The organism is Bifidobacterium cuniculi (assembly GCF_000741575.1).
In the GTDB taxonomy this organism is placed as follows: domain Bacteria; phylum Actinomycetota; class Actinomycetes; order Actinomycetales; family Bifidobacteriaceae; genus Bifidobacterium; species Bifidobacterium cuniculi.
Genome location: NZ_JGYV01000001.1, coordinates 401,892 through 417,937 on the forward strand (window position 1 = coordinate 401,892; position 16,046 = coordinate 417,937).

At 66.6% G+C, this 16,046-nt stretch carries 10 protein-coding genes; all 10 read left to right on the plus strand.

Features of this window, described 5'->3' with window-relative positions:
* Positions 1-76 precede the first annotated feature (76 nt).
* The 10 genes from BCUN_RS01755 (at position 77) to sufC (ending at position 16,009) form a co-directional block, all read left to right on the plus strand.
* Positions 77-2,665: an InlB B-repeat-containing protein gene (locus BCUN_RS01755; RefSeq protein WP_156100108.1), complete on the plus strand. Its 2,589-nt coding sequence runs from the start codon at positions 77-79 to the stop codon at positions 2,663-2,665.
* A gap of 322 nt (positions 2,666-2,987) precedes the next feature.
* Positions 2,988-4,613, plus strand: coding sequence for an alpha-amylase (locus BCUN_RS01760; protein ID WP_051920467.1), 1,626 nt, complete (start codon positions 2,988-2,990; stop codon positions 4,611-4,613).
* 171 nt (positions 4,614-4,784) lie between these two features.
* Positions 4,785-5,579, plus strand: a complete 795-nt coding sequence (locus tag BCUN_RS01765; RefSeq protein ID WP_051920469.1) for an ABC transporter ATP-binding protein — start codon at positions 4,785-4,787, stop codon at positions 5,577-5,579.
* 5 nt (positions 5,580-5,584) lie between these two features.
* Positions 5,585-7,894 carry an ABC transporter permease gene (locus BCUN_RS01770; protein ID WP_033517099.1) on the plus strand — a complete coding sequence of 770 codons (2,310 nt, stop codon included), beginning with the start codon at positions 5,585-5,587 and terminating at the stop codon, positions 7,892-7,894.
* Positions 7,895-7,906: 12 nt separating this feature from the next.
* The gene (locus tag BCUN_RS01775; RefSeq protein ID WP_051920471.1) at positions 7,907-8,902 is read left to right on the plus strand and encodes a helix-turn-helix domain-containing protein; all 996 of its coding nucleotides are present in this window, start codon (positions 7,907-7,909) and stop codon (positions 8,900-8,902) included.
* Positions 8,895-10,556, plus strand: coding sequence for a CTP synthase (locus BCUN_RS01780; protein WP_033517100.1), 1,662 nt, complete (start codon positions 8,895-8,897; stop codon positions 10,554-10,556). The genes BCUN_RS01775 and BCUN_RS01780 overlap by 8 nt, the downstream gene beginning before the upstream one ends.
* Positions 10,557-10,682: 126 nt before the next feature.
* On the plus strand, positions 10,683-12,305 hold the full coding sequence (locus BCUN_RS01785; protein WP_152598157.1) for a L,D-transpeptidase family protein: 1,623 nt from the start codon (positions 10,683-10,685) through the stop codon (positions 12,303-12,305).
* 238 nt (positions 12,306-12,543) lie between these two features.
* On the plus strand, positions 12,544-13,998 hold the full coding sequence (gene sufB, locus BCUN_RS01790) for a Fe-S cluster assembly protein SufB (protein ID WP_193345975.1): 1,455 nt from the start codon (positions 12,544-12,546) through the stop codon (positions 13,996-13,998).
* Between the two features lie 2 nt (positions 13,999-14,000).
* On the plus strand, positions 14,001-15,227 hold the full coding sequence (gene sufD / locus BCUN_RS01795) for a Fe-S cluster assembly protein SufD (protein ID WP_033517110.1): 1,227 nt from the start codon (positions 14,001-14,003) through the stop codon (positions 15,225-15,227).
* 2 nt (positions 15,228-15,229) lie between these two features.
* Positions 15,230-16,009 carry a Fe-S cluster assembly ATPase SufC gene (sufC, locus tag BCUN_RS01800; protein WP_033517112.1) on the plus strand — a complete coding sequence of 260 codons (780 nt, stop codon included), beginning with the start codon at positions 15,230-15,232 and terminating at the stop codon, positions 16,007-16,009.
* Positions 16,010-16,046 lie beyond the last annotated feature (37 nt).

The window sequence follows — 16,046 nt, forward strand, 5'->3', positions numbered from 1 at the left end:
TTTGGGTAGGCTGCATCGTGGCGGTCCGCCGGGGCCGGCCGTATCCGTCACCAAGGAGACCAAGGAGATTGTCATCGTGAAGAAACGCATCCGCGCCGCCATCGGCGCTGCCGTCGCCTGCGCGCTGTTCGGCAGTGCCGCCATGACCGCCGTCGCCGACGACGGCGGTGGCCTGGACGGTCGCATCGTCGACGTCTACGAGGCGTCGAATGGCATGAGCTTCGAGAAGGTCAGCCACCCCGAAAGCGGCCTGCGGACCGCGGACGGCGTGGTCGACTACGTCGGCGGCGGCGCCGTCTCGGCAAGCGACGCGGGGCAGGGCGACCGCGGCCAGTCCTACAGCTATGCGGCGGAATCGTACGGCGACTGGGTGTACATCGGCACCATGTACGGCGGCCTGGGCGTCCAGGCCATCCTCAAGAACGGCCTGGCCTCCAACATGGGCATGAGCGCCGAAGCCGCCACCGAGCTGATCCAGACCCTGTACTCGGGGCACATGTACCTGGGCGAGCCGGACGGCGACAGCGCCGGCGGCATACTGTTCAAGTTCAACGTGAAGACCGGCGAGACGAAGATCCTCATGTCGCAGAGCGCCGGCATCGACGGGGGAGTGGGCGTCATCCCCACCTTCCGCAGCGCGTTCAAGATGAACGGCAAGCTGTACTTCGAAGGCATGGTCATGGACACCTCCACGCCCGGGCTCACCGCACAGGAAATCAAGACCGCCATGGCCATGCAGAACGGCTTCCCCTGCATCTACGAAGTCGACCCGGAAGACGGCGACCGGCTGACGCGCGTCTACGACAGTGTGGACGTCGACGGCTTCCGCCAGCTCGTGCAGCAAGGCGTCTTCACGTCCACCAGGGCCATCGGCTCGTTCGGCAACACCTTGGTGGCGGGTGACCTCAAGCCCACCGAGGACGGCGGCGCCGCCTACCTGGTGGCTTCCGACACGCCCGGCGTGCCCGGCTCCTACAAGGTCATCGCCGACATGGACAGCTTCGACGGGCTGCCCGCCATCCACCGCTCCGACGTCAACGGAGGCGGCGGCATCTACCAGGTGCAGGAATTCAACGGCAAGCTGTACGTGGTGGTGTGCACCGGCAAGCGCGACACGCGCAACGAGGAGACCGGCACCCTGAGGTCCTTCGCCATCTACGTGGGCGAGAACACGGGCGACCCGACCGAGAAGGACGACTGGCACTGGCGTCCGCTCGTCGGTGACACGGCCAAGGGCGCCAAGTACCACTACGGCATGGACGCCGGTCGTGTCAGCGCCGGCGCCTGCACCCTGCAGGTCTACGGCGACTACCTGTACATCGGCGACTACAACGACGTCTCGAGCGCCCTGCAGGGCTTTGCGACGAACATGGACTTCGTCACGCAGGGCACCAACCTCGACCAGTCCATCAACCTGTACCGCATGGACGCCGACGAACACGTGGAGATGCTCGTGGGCGACCCCAACGACACCTTCCCCGACGGCGGTTCCACGGGCCTGGGGTCCGGCTACGGCAACCACATGAACCAGTACACGTGGCAGACCACCGTGCACGAAGGCCGCATGTACCTGTCCACGATGAACACGACCACGCTGCTCGAACCGATGGCCCAGTTCACCAACGGCGACATCCTGCACCTGACCAAGGAGGAATGGGCCGCCACCTTGGGACACCTACGCACCTTCCTCGAACTCGTGCTCAAGCGCGACGCCGTGGCGGCGCACGACCTGGACACGACTGACGCCTCTGCCGCCCCGAGCGCCGACGATCCCGACGCGCTGGTCGACTGGGCCCTGGACCAGGCACAGGACCGCGCGGAGGCAGCCATGACGGCGAGCGCCGACGGCACCGCGGCGGCGGGACAGTCGGTCACGCTGACCGACAAGGCACGCCAGGCGCTCGTTGCCGGCCTTACGGACGGCAGCATCGTGCCCGGCTCCCTGGAGGACATGGAGACCGCCGCGGCCCTGGTCGACGCCAACGACAGGCTCGGCGCACTGGAAACCGCCCTGGACGAACGCGCCTCCGCCGCATTCGTCGAAGATTACGGTGAGGTCCTTTCCCTGCTCGACCGCCTGCAGATGCCGGACGCCCTGCGTACGCTGTACGAGACCATCGTCAAGCTCGCGTCGCAGCGCAACATGCAGGCCTTCCTCAAGTCCCTGCCGTACCTCTCCTCTTCCAAGCGCGGCTTCAACCTGTTCGAAATCACCGACAACGGCACTCACGTGAGCATCGAGACCGTGGCCGACGACGGATTCGGCGACCCCTTCAACCATGGCCTGCGCGTCTTCGTGAACACCGACGACTATCTGCTGGTCGGCACGGCCAACCCCTTCTACGGCACCCAGCTGTGGCGCGTGGCGAACACCGTGTTTCCCGTGCACGTAGAGGCCGGTGAAGGCGGCACGGCGTCAGCAGACCCGACCGCGGCAGTGGCCCCCGGCACCAAGGTCACGTTGAGCGCAACGCCCGACGACGGCTACCGGTTCACCGGATGGGACATCCTGCGAGGCGATGTCGAAATCGGCGACGACCAGACCTTCACGATGCCCCAGGGCAGCGTACGGGTCCGTGCGACCTTCACCCGGACGGCCGCATCCGAAGCACAACAGCCGGCGGCACCCGACGCGCCCGACGCGACGCGAGGGGACCGCGGCTGACGCCCGCCGGCGGGACGCCGGCCACGACGGCTCCGAAGGACCCCTGGCCGCCACCGGCGCCTCGGTGACGGGACTGTTCCTCGCATCCCTGCTGGCCGGTGTCCTCGGCACGGCCCTGGCGATCTCGCGGAAGCGACGCGCCTGACAAGCTGCCCAGCCTGCGCGGCCCAGGCATCCCCGTCCATGTGGACGGAAGACGCCGAGGGGTGCGCGGGCGGGGCCTGCCGCGGTGCATAAGACGCGGCTTTCCGTACCGTGGGAGGTGCGGTAGAGTGGAACGGTTGCAATCGATGTCGACGAGGAATCGGAAGGGATACGGAGCATGACGAGGTACCGCAGCTACAAGAGGACGCATGCCTATGCGAAGGGCACGACCTGCAAACGTTCCTGTGCTGCACTGGCCATCCTGGCGATCGCCGTATCCCCGGCCATGGCCGGATGCGGTGCCCAGGAAACCGGTTCGACCGAACTGCCCAAGAAGACCGACGTCGAAGTCATCGCCTTCCAGCAGCCCTGGAACTCCATCGCCAAGGAATGCACGGAGACCTACGGGCCCGAAGGGGTGGCCTACGTGGAGGTCTCCCCGCCGCAGGAGACCATCGAAGGTACCCAATGGTGGACCAGCTACCAGCCGGTGAGCTACAAGCTCGACTCCAAGCTCGGTACGCAGGCCGAGTTCAAGAACATGGTCGAGGAATGCAACACCGCCGGCGTGGACATCATCGCCGACGTGGTGCTCAACCAGACGACCGGGGCCAACGACAAGGGCACCCAGCGCGGCGTGGCCGGCACCAAGTACAACCCGACCACCGGCGACTATCCCGGCTTCACCGGCAACGAGGACCAATACCCCAAGGGCATCACGAAGGACGACTTCCACGACTATGAGAACGGCGCCTCCATCACCGGCTACCTCAACCAGGAGGAAGTCCAGGAAGGCAGGCTCAGCGGCATGTGGGACTTCGACACCTCCAGCGACAAGGTGCAGGACATCCAGTCCGACTACTTCGCCAAGCTTTACGAGATGGGCGTGCGCGGCTTCCGCATCGATGCGGCCAAGCACATCGACGCCGACGACTTGAAGGCCATCAAGGAGAAGACCGCCACGAAGATCGGCGCCCCCGCCAAGGACATCTTCTGGGTGCAGGAGGTCATCGGCAACGCCGGGGAGGCCTCCGGCATCCAGCCCTCCAACTACTTCGACAACGGCACCGTCACCCAGTTCGCCTACGTCACCAACCTCAAGTCCGCCTTCAAGGGGTCGCTGACCAGCCTGTCCGACCTCGGGGAGCGCCTCGGCGACACCAAGCGCAACAAGTTCGCGATCCCCGACGAACTGGCCAACGTGTTCGTCACCAACTGGGACACCGCCCGCAATGGCCAGGCCCTGACCTACCGGGACGGCGCCGACTACGCGCTCGCCAACGCCTTCATGCTGGCCTACGACTACGGCACGCCGCGCCTGATCTCGGACTACGGGTTCACCGCCAGCGACGACGGCGCACCGGGCTCGACCGCGACCGAAGTGCCGGAAGTCGACTTCGCGGACGAATGCTCCAGCGCGGACGGACAGTGGAACTGCCAGCAACGGTGGACGCCGATCCGCGGCATGATCGCCTTCCACAACTACGTGCACGGCACGCAGGTCACCGACTGGCAGGAGCATGACGACAACGTGATCGCCTTCTCGCGGGGCAACAAGGGCTTCATCGCCATCAACAACTCCACCGACGACCTCAAGGGCCTCGAGTTCGACACGGACATGCCCGACGGCGAGTACTGCGACGTGTACGGCACGCAGGACTGCTCGACGACCGTGACCGTCAAGGGCGGCAAGGTGAAGGTCGACGTGGCGGCCAAGAGCGCCGTGGCGATCTACGCGGGCGCGACCGCGAAGGTGCATCCCGCCTCCTCGGTCGCCGTCGACCCGAGCACCCCGAGCTGGTGAGGCGCCGGCAACCGATGCGTGCCTGCCCCGTCGAAACATTGGAACCATGCGGATGCAACGCAGCGTTGCGTCCTGCGGGACACATGTCCGTATCCGTTGCTGGCGCTGCCCCGGGCCGGAGCCGTATGGTGACGTCGAACCATCCGACGCCACCCTCGAAGGAGCCGACCCATGAGCACCACGACACCGACGGACACGCGGCAGGCCGACGCGCCGATCGTCAGCGCACGCGGCCTGACCAAGGCATACGACGCGGGGGACCACCCGCAATGCGTGCTGCGCGGCCTTGACGTCGACATCCACCGCAGCGACTTCACGGTCATCATGGGACCATCCGGCTCCGGCAAGTCGACCTTGCTGCACGCACTGGCGGGACTCGACCGCCCTAGTGGCGGCACCGTCACGTTCGACGGCAAGGACATCACCGCGATGGGGGACGACGACTTGGCCGTCTTCCGACGCCACGCCTGCGGATTCGTCTTCCAGCAGCACCAGCTGCTCGACGGCATGAGCCTCATGGACAACGCCATCGTCGCAGGCGCCTTGACGATGCGCTCGAAGCGGGACATCATCGCCAAGGCGCGCACGCTGTTCACCCAGGTCGGCCTCGACGAACGCACCTGGCAGCGCGCCGCCACGCAGGTGTCCGGCGGCGAGGCCCAACGTGCGAGCGTCGTACGGGCACTCGTCAACGATCCCGCCCTCGTCTTCGCGGACGAACCGACCGGCGCCCTCAACTCGCATCATGCCCAGGCCGTGCTCGACGTCTTCACGCGCCTGCACCACAGGGGACAGGGCATCGTCATGGTCACCCACGACCGGCACTCCGCACTGCGCGGCAGCCGCATCCTCTACCTGCGCGACGGCGCCATCGTCGACGAATGCCGACCCGGCACCTATACGGCGGACGGCGGCCAGGGACGCGAACGTGCCCTGTCCGACTTCCTCGAGCGGATGGGATGGTGAGGGCCATGAGGACACTCATACGCCACCAGTGGCGTCAGGGACGCAGCGCATTCCTCGCCTTCGGCGCCATCCTCGTGATCGCCGCCTGCCTGCTCGACACGGCACTGACCCTGCTGTGGTCCTTCGACGCGCAGTACGACCGACGGCAGGAAGCACTGGCCGTTGCGGACATCGACATCGTCATCCCGCAGTCCGCGGCGTCGGCGAACCTGGAACGGCAACTGTCCGCCCTCGACGGCGTTGCCGACGTCGAGGCACACCCCGCCGTCCTGGCCGACAGCGACATCCCGGACTTCCGGGGCGCCGACTTCACGATCCGCACCCTGGTATCCGACGCCGACACGGCACGACGGCTCAACCGGTACCGCCACGTCACCGCCAGCCAGACAGGCGGGGACCTGTACATACCCCAGTACGTCGCCGAATTCGGGCAGTTCAAGCCGGGGCAGGACCTCGTCCTGCGCATGGACGGCCACGAGGAACGCCTGCGCATCGCCGGCACCATCGAAGACATGGAGTTCGGCAACGCCGGCTCCGGCATCCTCGCCTTCACCATGCCCCACGACGCATTCGACGCATTCCTCGACCGGCACCGCCAGGACGCCGTCACCGAATACGCGGTCCGCATAGACGGTGACGCGACGCTCGCCACCGTCCGCAAGGACCTCGGCACCTTCCTCGACGCCCATGGCATCCCCGTCGCCGCGACGCTCGACCGGCAGACCGTACGCACGGTACGCACCATGGTCAGCCGGATCGTCGTCCTCGTCCTGACCGTCTTCGCCCTGCTCGTCGCCCTCGTCAGCCTGGCCCTGTGCGCCTTCCAGATCGGCAACGCAGTACGGCGAGAACGCGTGGACATGGGCATCCTCAAGGCTATCGGCTACACGGGCCGCACCGTGGCACGCACCATGCTGGCGCCCTACCTGCTGGCCAGCCTCGCCGCCACCCTTGCCGGCATCCTGCTCTCCCTGCCGCTCGTCCACGCCGTCGGCTCGCTGGTCGCCATGCAGTCCGGCCTCGACTACCAGGCAGCCATCGACCTGCGCGCATGGGCCGTCACCCTGGCGGCGCTCGCCGGCCTCACCATGCTGTGCGCCTCCACCGCACTGCACGGCGTCCGACGCCTCAAGCCCATCGACGCCATCCGGACACGACCTGCAGGGCGCCGCCGGCAGGCACGACCGCTTGCGGCGCTGCCGGGCAACGCCCGCACCGCCATCCTGCTCGCCCAAGCATGCGCCTCACGCCCACGCAACCTGCTCATCGCCGTGATGTCCGCCTGCATGACCATCCTGCTCGCCTTCTGCGCCACCCTCGCCTACAACGCCGCGCTCCGGCCCGACAACCTCTACGACACCCTGTCCACCGAGACGCCGCAGCTCGCCGTCGCCACGCAACCCGGCGCCGCACGCGAAGCGGCCGGACGCATCGCGTCCATCGAAGGCGTGGACGACGTACTGGACTACACCACCGAATACGTCACCATCGACGGCAACCGGATCCCCGCCTTCGTCAGCGACGATTTCGCCGCCGCGCGCAACGACATCCACTACGACGGGCAGCATCCCACGGACGAACGGCAGATTGCACTCGGCTCCGCGCTCGCCGCCGCCCATCCCATCGGCTCGCAGGTCGCCGTCACCCACGGCGACGAGGTGCGCTCCTACACGGTCGTGGGTTTCCTCCAAAGCGTCAACGACGGGGGAGCGGTCTGCGAACTGACCGACGCGGGATACGTCAGGCTCGAGCCGGGCTTCGACGCCGCCAGCCACACCCTGTACGTGTACTGCGACGGCGAGGAGACGGCACAGGTCGCCGAACGCATCAAGGACCATGCCGATGGCCTGGTCGGCCAGGTGACCGACACGAACCGCATGCGCCTCGCCTCGCAGCGGATGGTCGGCACGGTCCTGGTTGCGGTGAGCGTGGCCATCCTGGCCATCGCGCTCTTCCTGGTGCTCCTGGTGCTCATGATGGTCGTCCAGACGTCGATCGCCCGCGACCGGCACCGCCTGGGCATCCTCAAGGCCATCGGGTATACCAGCCGCCAGCTCAGGGCGGAGACCGCCATGGTGCTCCTGCCCGCCGGCTGCGTGGGCGCATTGCTTGCCGCCGTACTGTGCGCAGGAGGCATGCTGCCGGCCGTCCAGGCGCTCTTCGCCACGATGGGCGTCATGCGCAGCCATTTCGAACTGCCCTGGGCGCTGCCGGCCGCCGTCGCCGTACTGCTGGCAGCCCTGCAGCTCGCCTGTGCCTTCGGCTTCGCACGGCCCATCCGCGGGATGGCGGCAGTCGACCTCATCAGGCAATGACCACACGGCACCATGACCAACCAATCGAAGAACGACACCAAGGAGCACACCATGGGTATGACCACACGACCCGACGACGTCCGCGAGGACTTCGGCACGCGCCTCAGGGCGCTGCGCAAGCAGGCCGGCCTGTCCCAGAAGCAGCTGGCGCATCGCATCTACGTGACCCGGCAGGCGGTCGCCAAGTGGGAGAACGGTGCCGGCAGGCCCGACATCGCCAACCTGACCGCCCTCGCCGCGGTCTTCGGCGTGACCCTCGACCGGCTGATGGGCCTTGCCGCGCAAGACGGCACCGCGGACACCGGCGGGGGAGACCTGCGCTACGAGAACGTCACCGCCTATGACATCGACGGGCCCAAGCACTTCGACATCGACTGCGGATCGGTCTACTCGTGCACGATCGGCGGCTACGAGGGTGAGCAGCTGCGCGTCCGGGTCGCCTCGAACACGGTGGAACAGCTGGCACAGCACGTCAAGGTGTCCCTGGACGACCGGCCGAAGCGCATCGACGTCGCCGTCAACCGCGGCAGCGGCATCAGCGAGTCTCTGGCCAAGGACGACATATGCGTCCGGCTGTGGATCCCGCAGCGACACCTGGCCAGCCTGGAGTGCGCGGCGAAGGCGCAGACGGTCCAGGTGCGCCACCTGGAATGCGAGCGCCTCGAGCTCGACCTCAAGGCGCCCAACCTGCGCCTCGAGGAGGTGAGCGGCCATGTCGAGGTCGACTGCAACCTCGACATGGACATCGACTGCGCGACGCTCGACGGCCAACTGGACATCAACCAGGTGTCCGCCACGTCGCGGATCGCGATCCCGACAGGGGTGCCGGTGGCGCTGACGACCAGGGGAGTGCGCACCCGCATGATCGTCGGGGCAGGCGTGCGCCAGGACGAGGACGCTGCCGACGGCATCGAGCTCAACGGCATCGCCAGCGAACTCATCGTGGAGACGCGTACCGCACCCTCCTCCATGTCACGGTCCAGCGATACCATGAAGACCCATGGCTAGAAGACAACATGGCAATTCCCAAGAACACGTCACCAAGCATATTTTCGTCACCGGCGGCGTCGTCTCCTCCCTCGGCAAGGGACTGACCGCATCCTCGCTCGGTCGCCTGTTGCGCAGTCGCGGGCTGCGCGTCCTCCAGCAGAAACTCGACCCCTACATCAACGTCGATCCGGGCACCATGAACCCGTTCCAGCACGGCGAGGTGTACGTCACGGAGGACGGCGCCGAGACCGACTTGGACATCGGCCACTACGAGCGTTTCCTCGACGTCTTCCTGTCCCAGAAGGCCAATGTCACCACCGGCCAGATCTACCAGGAGGTCCTGCGCAAGGAGCGTGCAGGGGAGTACCTCGGCCAGTGCGTGCAGGTCATCCCCCACATCACCAACGAGATCAAGTCGCGCATGCGCGCCCAGGCGTCCGACGACGTCGACGTGATCATCACCGAGATCGGCGGCACCGTCGGCGACATTGAATCCCAGCCCTTCATGGAGGCGGCGCGCGAGGTGCGTCGCGAGCTCGGCCCGGAGAACTGCATGTTCATCCACGTCTCCCTCGTGCCGTACATCTCCGCCGCCCATGAGCTCAAGACCAAGCCCACCCAGCATTCCGTCATGATGCTGCGTCAGCTGGGCATCACCCCGGACGCGCTGGTGCTGCGCTCGGACCGCGAGCTCGGCCAGGGCATCAAGGACAAGATCTCCCTGATGTGCGACGTGGACGCCGAGGGCGTGGTCAACTGCGTGGACGCCGCCAGCATCTACGACGTGCCGAAGATCCTCTTCGACGAGGGACTCGACGCCTACGTCATCCGCGAGCTCGGCCTGCCCTTCCACGACGTCGACTGGGACGAGTGGCGCGACCTGCTCGAGCGCGTGCACCACCCCAAGCACGAAGTGAACATCGCCATCGTCGGCAAGTACATCGACCTGCCGGACGCCTACCTGTCCGTGACGGAGGCCATCAAGGCCGGCGGCTTCGCCAACTGGGCCAAGGTCAACGTCAAGTGGGTCGCGGCCGACCTGTGCGAGACCGAGGAAGGTGCCGCCGCCGCCCTCGACCAGGTGGACGGCATCGTCATCCCGGGAGGCTTCGGCATCCGCGGCATCGAAGGCAAGATCGGCGCGCTGCGCTTCGCCCGCGAGCGCAAGCTGCCGGTGCTCGGCCTGTGCCTGGGCCTGCAGTCCATGGTGATCGAATACGCCCGCGACGTCCTGGGCATCGAGGATGCCGGTTCCACCGAGTTCGATCCGGACTGCAAGGATCCGGTCATCGCGACCATGGAGGAGCAGAAGGACATCGTCGCCGGCAAGGGCGACATGGGCCACACCATGCGTCTGGGATCCTACCCGGCCGACTTGCTGGAAGGCTCGTTGGTGGCCGACCTCTACGGCACCACCCATGTGACCGAACGCCATCGCCACCGCTACGAGGTGAACGTCGCCTACAAGGACCGCCTGCGCGAGGGCGGCCTGGTCATCTCCGGGCAGAGCCCCGACGGCGAGCTCACCGAGTTCGTGGAGCTGCCCCGGGAAGTCCACCCCTTCTACGTGGCGACCCAGGCCCATCCCGAGTTCAAGTCGCGCCCGACCAAACCCCACCCGCTGTTCGCCGGGTTGGTCAAGGCGTCGCTCGACCACCAGGCGGCGCGCTGAACGACCCGCAGGCATTGAGCGGCCTGTGAACATTTGGTGATTCCACGGCCACGGACATGGACATGTTCGTGGCCGTGGAGCATAATGGGCGTCGAATAGCAACGATCATCACTACGAGGATTCTTCATGACTTTTCCTTCCCATGGAAATGACGACCGTGCGGCACGTCAGGGGAACGTGCCGCACGCTTCGGCAACCGCGGACACCGAGGCGTTCATGCCCTTGGACGACTCGTTCCCCGGCATCGCGCCTGCGCCCGCCAGGAAGCACCATGTCTGGCCTTGGGTGCTGACCGGCGTCATCGTGCTGCTGGCCGCCGTGTGCTTCGGATGCTGGGCCTTCTTCCAGGGCCGCGCCCTGCCCGGCACCACCCTGTGGGGCCACTCCATGACGGGCAAGACCCAGCAGCAGATCGCCGACCTCGTCACCGAACAGGTCGACAGGACCACGGTGCCCGTCGAATACGACGGCAAGACGGTGGAACTCACCGCCAAGGAACTGGGGATCAGCGTCGACGCAGAGCAGGTGGCCAAGGACACGGTCGACGCGAAGCGCACGGACAATCCCTTCGCCCGCTACGCCTTCTGGGTCAAGCAGGATGTCAACCCCGCCGTGACCGCCGACACCACGACGGAGGTCCTCGACGAGCACCTCGGCACCGCCAGCACGGCCGCGCAGGACGCGACCCTGAAAGTCTCCGAGGACGGCAAGAGCGTCACCGTGCAGGCGGCCGTCGCCGGCAGCGGTGCCGATCCGGCACCCGTGGACGAGGAAGCCGTCAAGGCCGTCCGGGGATTGGGCGACTACACGCCGCAGACCGTCGAGGTGAAGCTCAAGCAGATCGACCCCGCCGTGGGCGACGAGGTCGCCAATAAGGCGAAAGACACCATCAACACGCTCCTGGACAAGGGCGTCGACATCACCGTCAAGGACCACGCAGTCGCCAGCTTCGACGCGGCGACCCTCCTGGAGGCCGCCCGCATCGAACCGGACGAGGACACCACCCTCGCCGACGGGGAAACCCGCAACGGAGTGGTCGTCTTCAGCGCCGACAAGCTGCAGGACGCCTACGAGCAGGACATCAAGCCCAACCTCACCTCCTCCCGCGAGGACCGCGAAGTCATCGTCAACAACAACGACGAGGAAGTCAAGGTCATCACCGAAGGCCACGACGGCGTCAAGCTCGCCGACGGCGCCGACGCACAGGTCGGGCAGGAAGCGGCCGCCGCACTCGCCGACGGCAACGGCACCATCGAACTCGCCGGCGAGGTCGACCCCATGCAGGTCAAGAAGACCAAGCGCCACGTGGTGGTGGACTTGTCCGACCACAAGGTGTACGCCTACGAGAACGGCAAGCAGATCCGCGCCATGAACATGTCCGCCGGCCAGGGCAACGACTACGAGACCGGCGTATGCAACTCCTCCGGCGACCTGTGCACGCCCGAAGGCGACTTCGAGGTCTGGCTCAAGTACCCCTCGCAGCACATGTCGGGTACGCTGACCCTGTCGGACGGCACCAAGGAAACCTGGGACGCCCCCGACGTCGGCTTCGTCAACTATTTCTCCAAGACCGGCTGCGCCATCCACCGCATCGCCACGAGCTCGCCGACCACCGGCGCACAGATCGCCGCCATGGGCGCGAACACCTCCCACGGCTGTGTGGGCATCGGCTGGGACGACGCGGAATGGTTCTATGACTGGTGCGTGATGGGCGACGGCGTCGGCACCACCGTGCACGTGCAGCGCTGAGCGACCCTAAGTACCGTGATGCGCCGAGGGACCGTCGGACGAATCCATTCGTCCGACGGTCCCTCGGCGCATCACGGTACTTAGGGTACGTGAAGTACGCCACATCCGCGTCTTTTCGTCCCCGTGCGCACTGGCGTGTTCATACCCGTTCTGCTACGGTGTCGCGTGGATAGCATTCAGTGATAGGAGGCGTACGACAGTGGCGGATACTTCCCCCAACGCGGCGTCTGACGTGGAGATGAGCCAGTACGTGGCTGACCGTGCCCGCGTCAACGAGGAGAAAATAAGACAGGACGACGAGATCATCGAACAGTTCGGTGAGTACTCCTACGGCTGGCATGATTCCGATGCCGCCGGCGAAGCGGCGAAGAAAGGCATCGACGAGCAGGTCGTCCGGGAGATCTCCGCGGACAAGAACGAGCCCGAGTGGATGCTCGACATGCGCCTGCGCGGCTACCGTGCCTTCGTCGAACAGCCCATGCCCAAGTGGGGCGTCGACCTGTCCGGCTTCCACGCCCAGGACTTCAAGTACTACGTCAAGCCGGTGGGCAAGCAGGCGGCCAGCTGGGAGGACCTGCCCGACGACATCAGGAACACCTATGACCGGCTCGGCATCCCCGAGGCGGAGAAGAGCCGTCTCGTCTCCGGCGTCGCCGCCCAGTACGAGTCCGAGGTCATCTACAACTCCATCCAGGAGGACCTGGCCAAGCAGGGCGTGATCTTCGTGGACACCGACACCGCGGTGCGTGAATACCCCGACCTGGTGCGCAAATACTTCGGCACGGTCGTGCCCCCCGAGGACAACAAGTTCGGTGCGCTGAACACCGCGGCCTGGTCCGGCGGCTCCTTCGTGTATGTGCCCAAGGGCGTCCACGTGGACATCCCGCTGCAGGCCTACTTCCGCATCAACACCCCCAACATGGGCCAGTTCGAACGTACCCTGATCATCGCCGACGAGGGCTCCTACGTGCACTACGTGGAAGGGTGCACGGCCCCCATCTACTCGACCGACTCGCTGCATGCGGCCATCGTGGAGATCATCGTCGAGAAGAATGCCCGCGTGCGCTACACCACCGTGCAGAACTGGTCGAACAACGTCTACAACCTCGTCACGCAGCGCGCCTACGTGCGCGAAGGCGCCACCATGGAATGGGTCGACGGCAACATCGGCTCCAAGGCCACCATGAAGTACCCTGCGTGCATCCTCGCCGAACCGTACGCGAACGCGAGCACCATGTCCCTGGGCTTCGCCGGCTCCGGCCAGTACCAGGACACGGGCGCCAAGATGATCCACCTGGCGCCGCACACCAGCTCCACCATCGTCGCCAAGTCCATCTCCCGCGGAGGCGGACGCTCGGCGTACCGCGGCCTGGTGAAGATCGTCGACGGCGCCGAGGGAGCCAGCTCGAACGTCGTCTGCGACGCGCTGCTCGTGGACGACTTCTCGCGTTCCGACACCTACCCGCACGTGGACGTGCGCGAGGACGACGTCTCCATGGCCCACGAGGCCACCGTGTCCAAGGTGTCCGAGGACCAGCTGTTCTACCTCATGAGCCGAGGCGTCGAGGAGAAGGAGGCCATGGCCATGATCGTGCGCGGCTTCGTGGAGCCGATCAGCCGCGAGCTGCCCATGGAATACGCACTCGAGCTCAACCGGCTCGTGGAACTGCAGATGGAAGGATCGGTGGGCTGAGCATGGCCGAACGCAGAGAGATCAACATTCCCGTCGCGGATCCGAACGACCCGTACGCCGTGCCGGCGGCGATGCCGTCCAGTGCGGACACCAACCCGCGGTCCTTCGACGTGTCCGACTTCGCACGGCCCACGCGCAAGCAGGAGGACTTCCGGTTCACGCCGGTGGAACGCATCGAGGAATTCCTGGACGTGTTCACGCCGTCGAACGCCACCACGGTGAGCGTGTCGATGATCGACGGCGCGCCCCTCGAACCGGACATGGTGACGCTGCGCGAAGTGCCGGTGGGGCAGGAGCCCACCGGCACCGTCGGCAAGCCGACCGACCGTGTCGAAGCGGTCGAATGGGCAAGCGCCACCCGCGCCTTCGTGGTCGAGCTCAAGGACAGCCCGGCGCAGCCGGTCCTGGTCAAGGTCCACGGCGCCGGCACCGACCTCGATGCGCTGCACCTGGTCGTCACCGCCGCGGACCGCGTGCACGGCGACGTCGTGATCGAACACGACGGGACCGCCAGGCTGGCCGAAGGCGTGGAGATCACCACGGGCACCGACGCGCACCTCTCCGTGACCTCCATCCAGGAATGGTCCGCCGACTCCAAGCACGTGGGCGGCCACCGGATCCACGTGGGTGCCGAATCCAGTGTGCGCCATGCGGTCATCACCCTGGGCGGCACCGTGGTGCGCCTGCGCATGGACCAGGACTTCGGCGGCGAACACGGCGACATCAACATGCTCGGCATCTACTTCGTCGACCCCGGCGAACACATCGAGCACCGCACCATGGTCGTACACAACCACCCGGACTGCAAGTCGCGCGTGGTGTACAAGGGCGCACTGGACGGCAAGGGTGCGCACTCCACCTGGGTGGGCAACGCGCTGATCGAGCCGACCGCGCCCGGCACCGACTCCTATGAGCTCAACCGCAACCTCGTGCTCACCCCCGGCGCCATCGCCGACTCCGAACCGAACCTCGAGATCGAGAACGGCAACATCATCGGCGCCGGCCATGCCAGCTCCGTGGGCCGTTTCGACGACGAGGAACTATTCTACCTGCAGTCGCGCGGCATTCCCGAGGCGCAGGCACGCAAGCTGGTGGTGCGCGGCTTCTTCGCCGAACTCGTGGAGGAAATCGGCATCGACGCCATCGCCGGCCACCTGATGGAGGCCATCGACCGCAGGCTGGCACGCGGCGAGGACGCGGCCACGCAAACCGTATTGGAGGAGAAGTAAGCATGTCCACCCTGGAAATCAAGAACCTGTACGCAAGCGTCGAGACGAAGGAAGGGCGCAAGCAGATCCTGCGCGGCGTGAACCTGACCGTCAACTCCGGCGAGATCCACGCCATCATGGGCCCCAACGGCTCCGGCAAGTCCACCCTCGCCTACACCCTCGCCGGCCACCCCAAGTACGAGGTCGACTCCGGCCAGGCACTCCTGGACGGTGAGGACCTCCTGCTCATGACGCCCGACGAGCGCGCCAAGGCCGGCCTGTTCCTGGCCATGCAGTACCCCGTGGAAGTGCCCGGCGTCTCCATGACGAACTTCCTGCGCACCGCCGTGACCGAGGTCAGCGGCGAGGCCCCCGCCATCCGCACCTGGACGAAGGAACTCACCGCCGCCATGAAGCAGCTCAAGATGGACCCGAAGTTCGCGACGCGTTCCGTCAACGAAGGATTCTCCGGCGGCGAGAAGAAGCGTGCCGAAGTCCTCCAGCTGGAGATGCTCAAGCCGAAGTTCGCCGTCCTCGACGAAACCGACTCCGGCCTGGACGTCGACGCGCTGCGCATCGTGTCCGAAGGCGTGAACCGCGCCAAGGCCGCCAACGACTTCGGCGTACTCATGGTGACGCACTACACGCGCATCCTCAAGTACATCAAGCCCGACATCGTGCACGTGTTCGCCGACGGTCACTTCGTGAAGACCGGCGGCCCCGAGCTCGCGGACGAACTCGAGGAGCGCGGCTACGACGAATACCTACCCGAAGGCTCCGACTCCGAGTCGGCACTCGCCTGACCATCACGGCCGTGGCCGGATGCGGGCGCATCCGGCC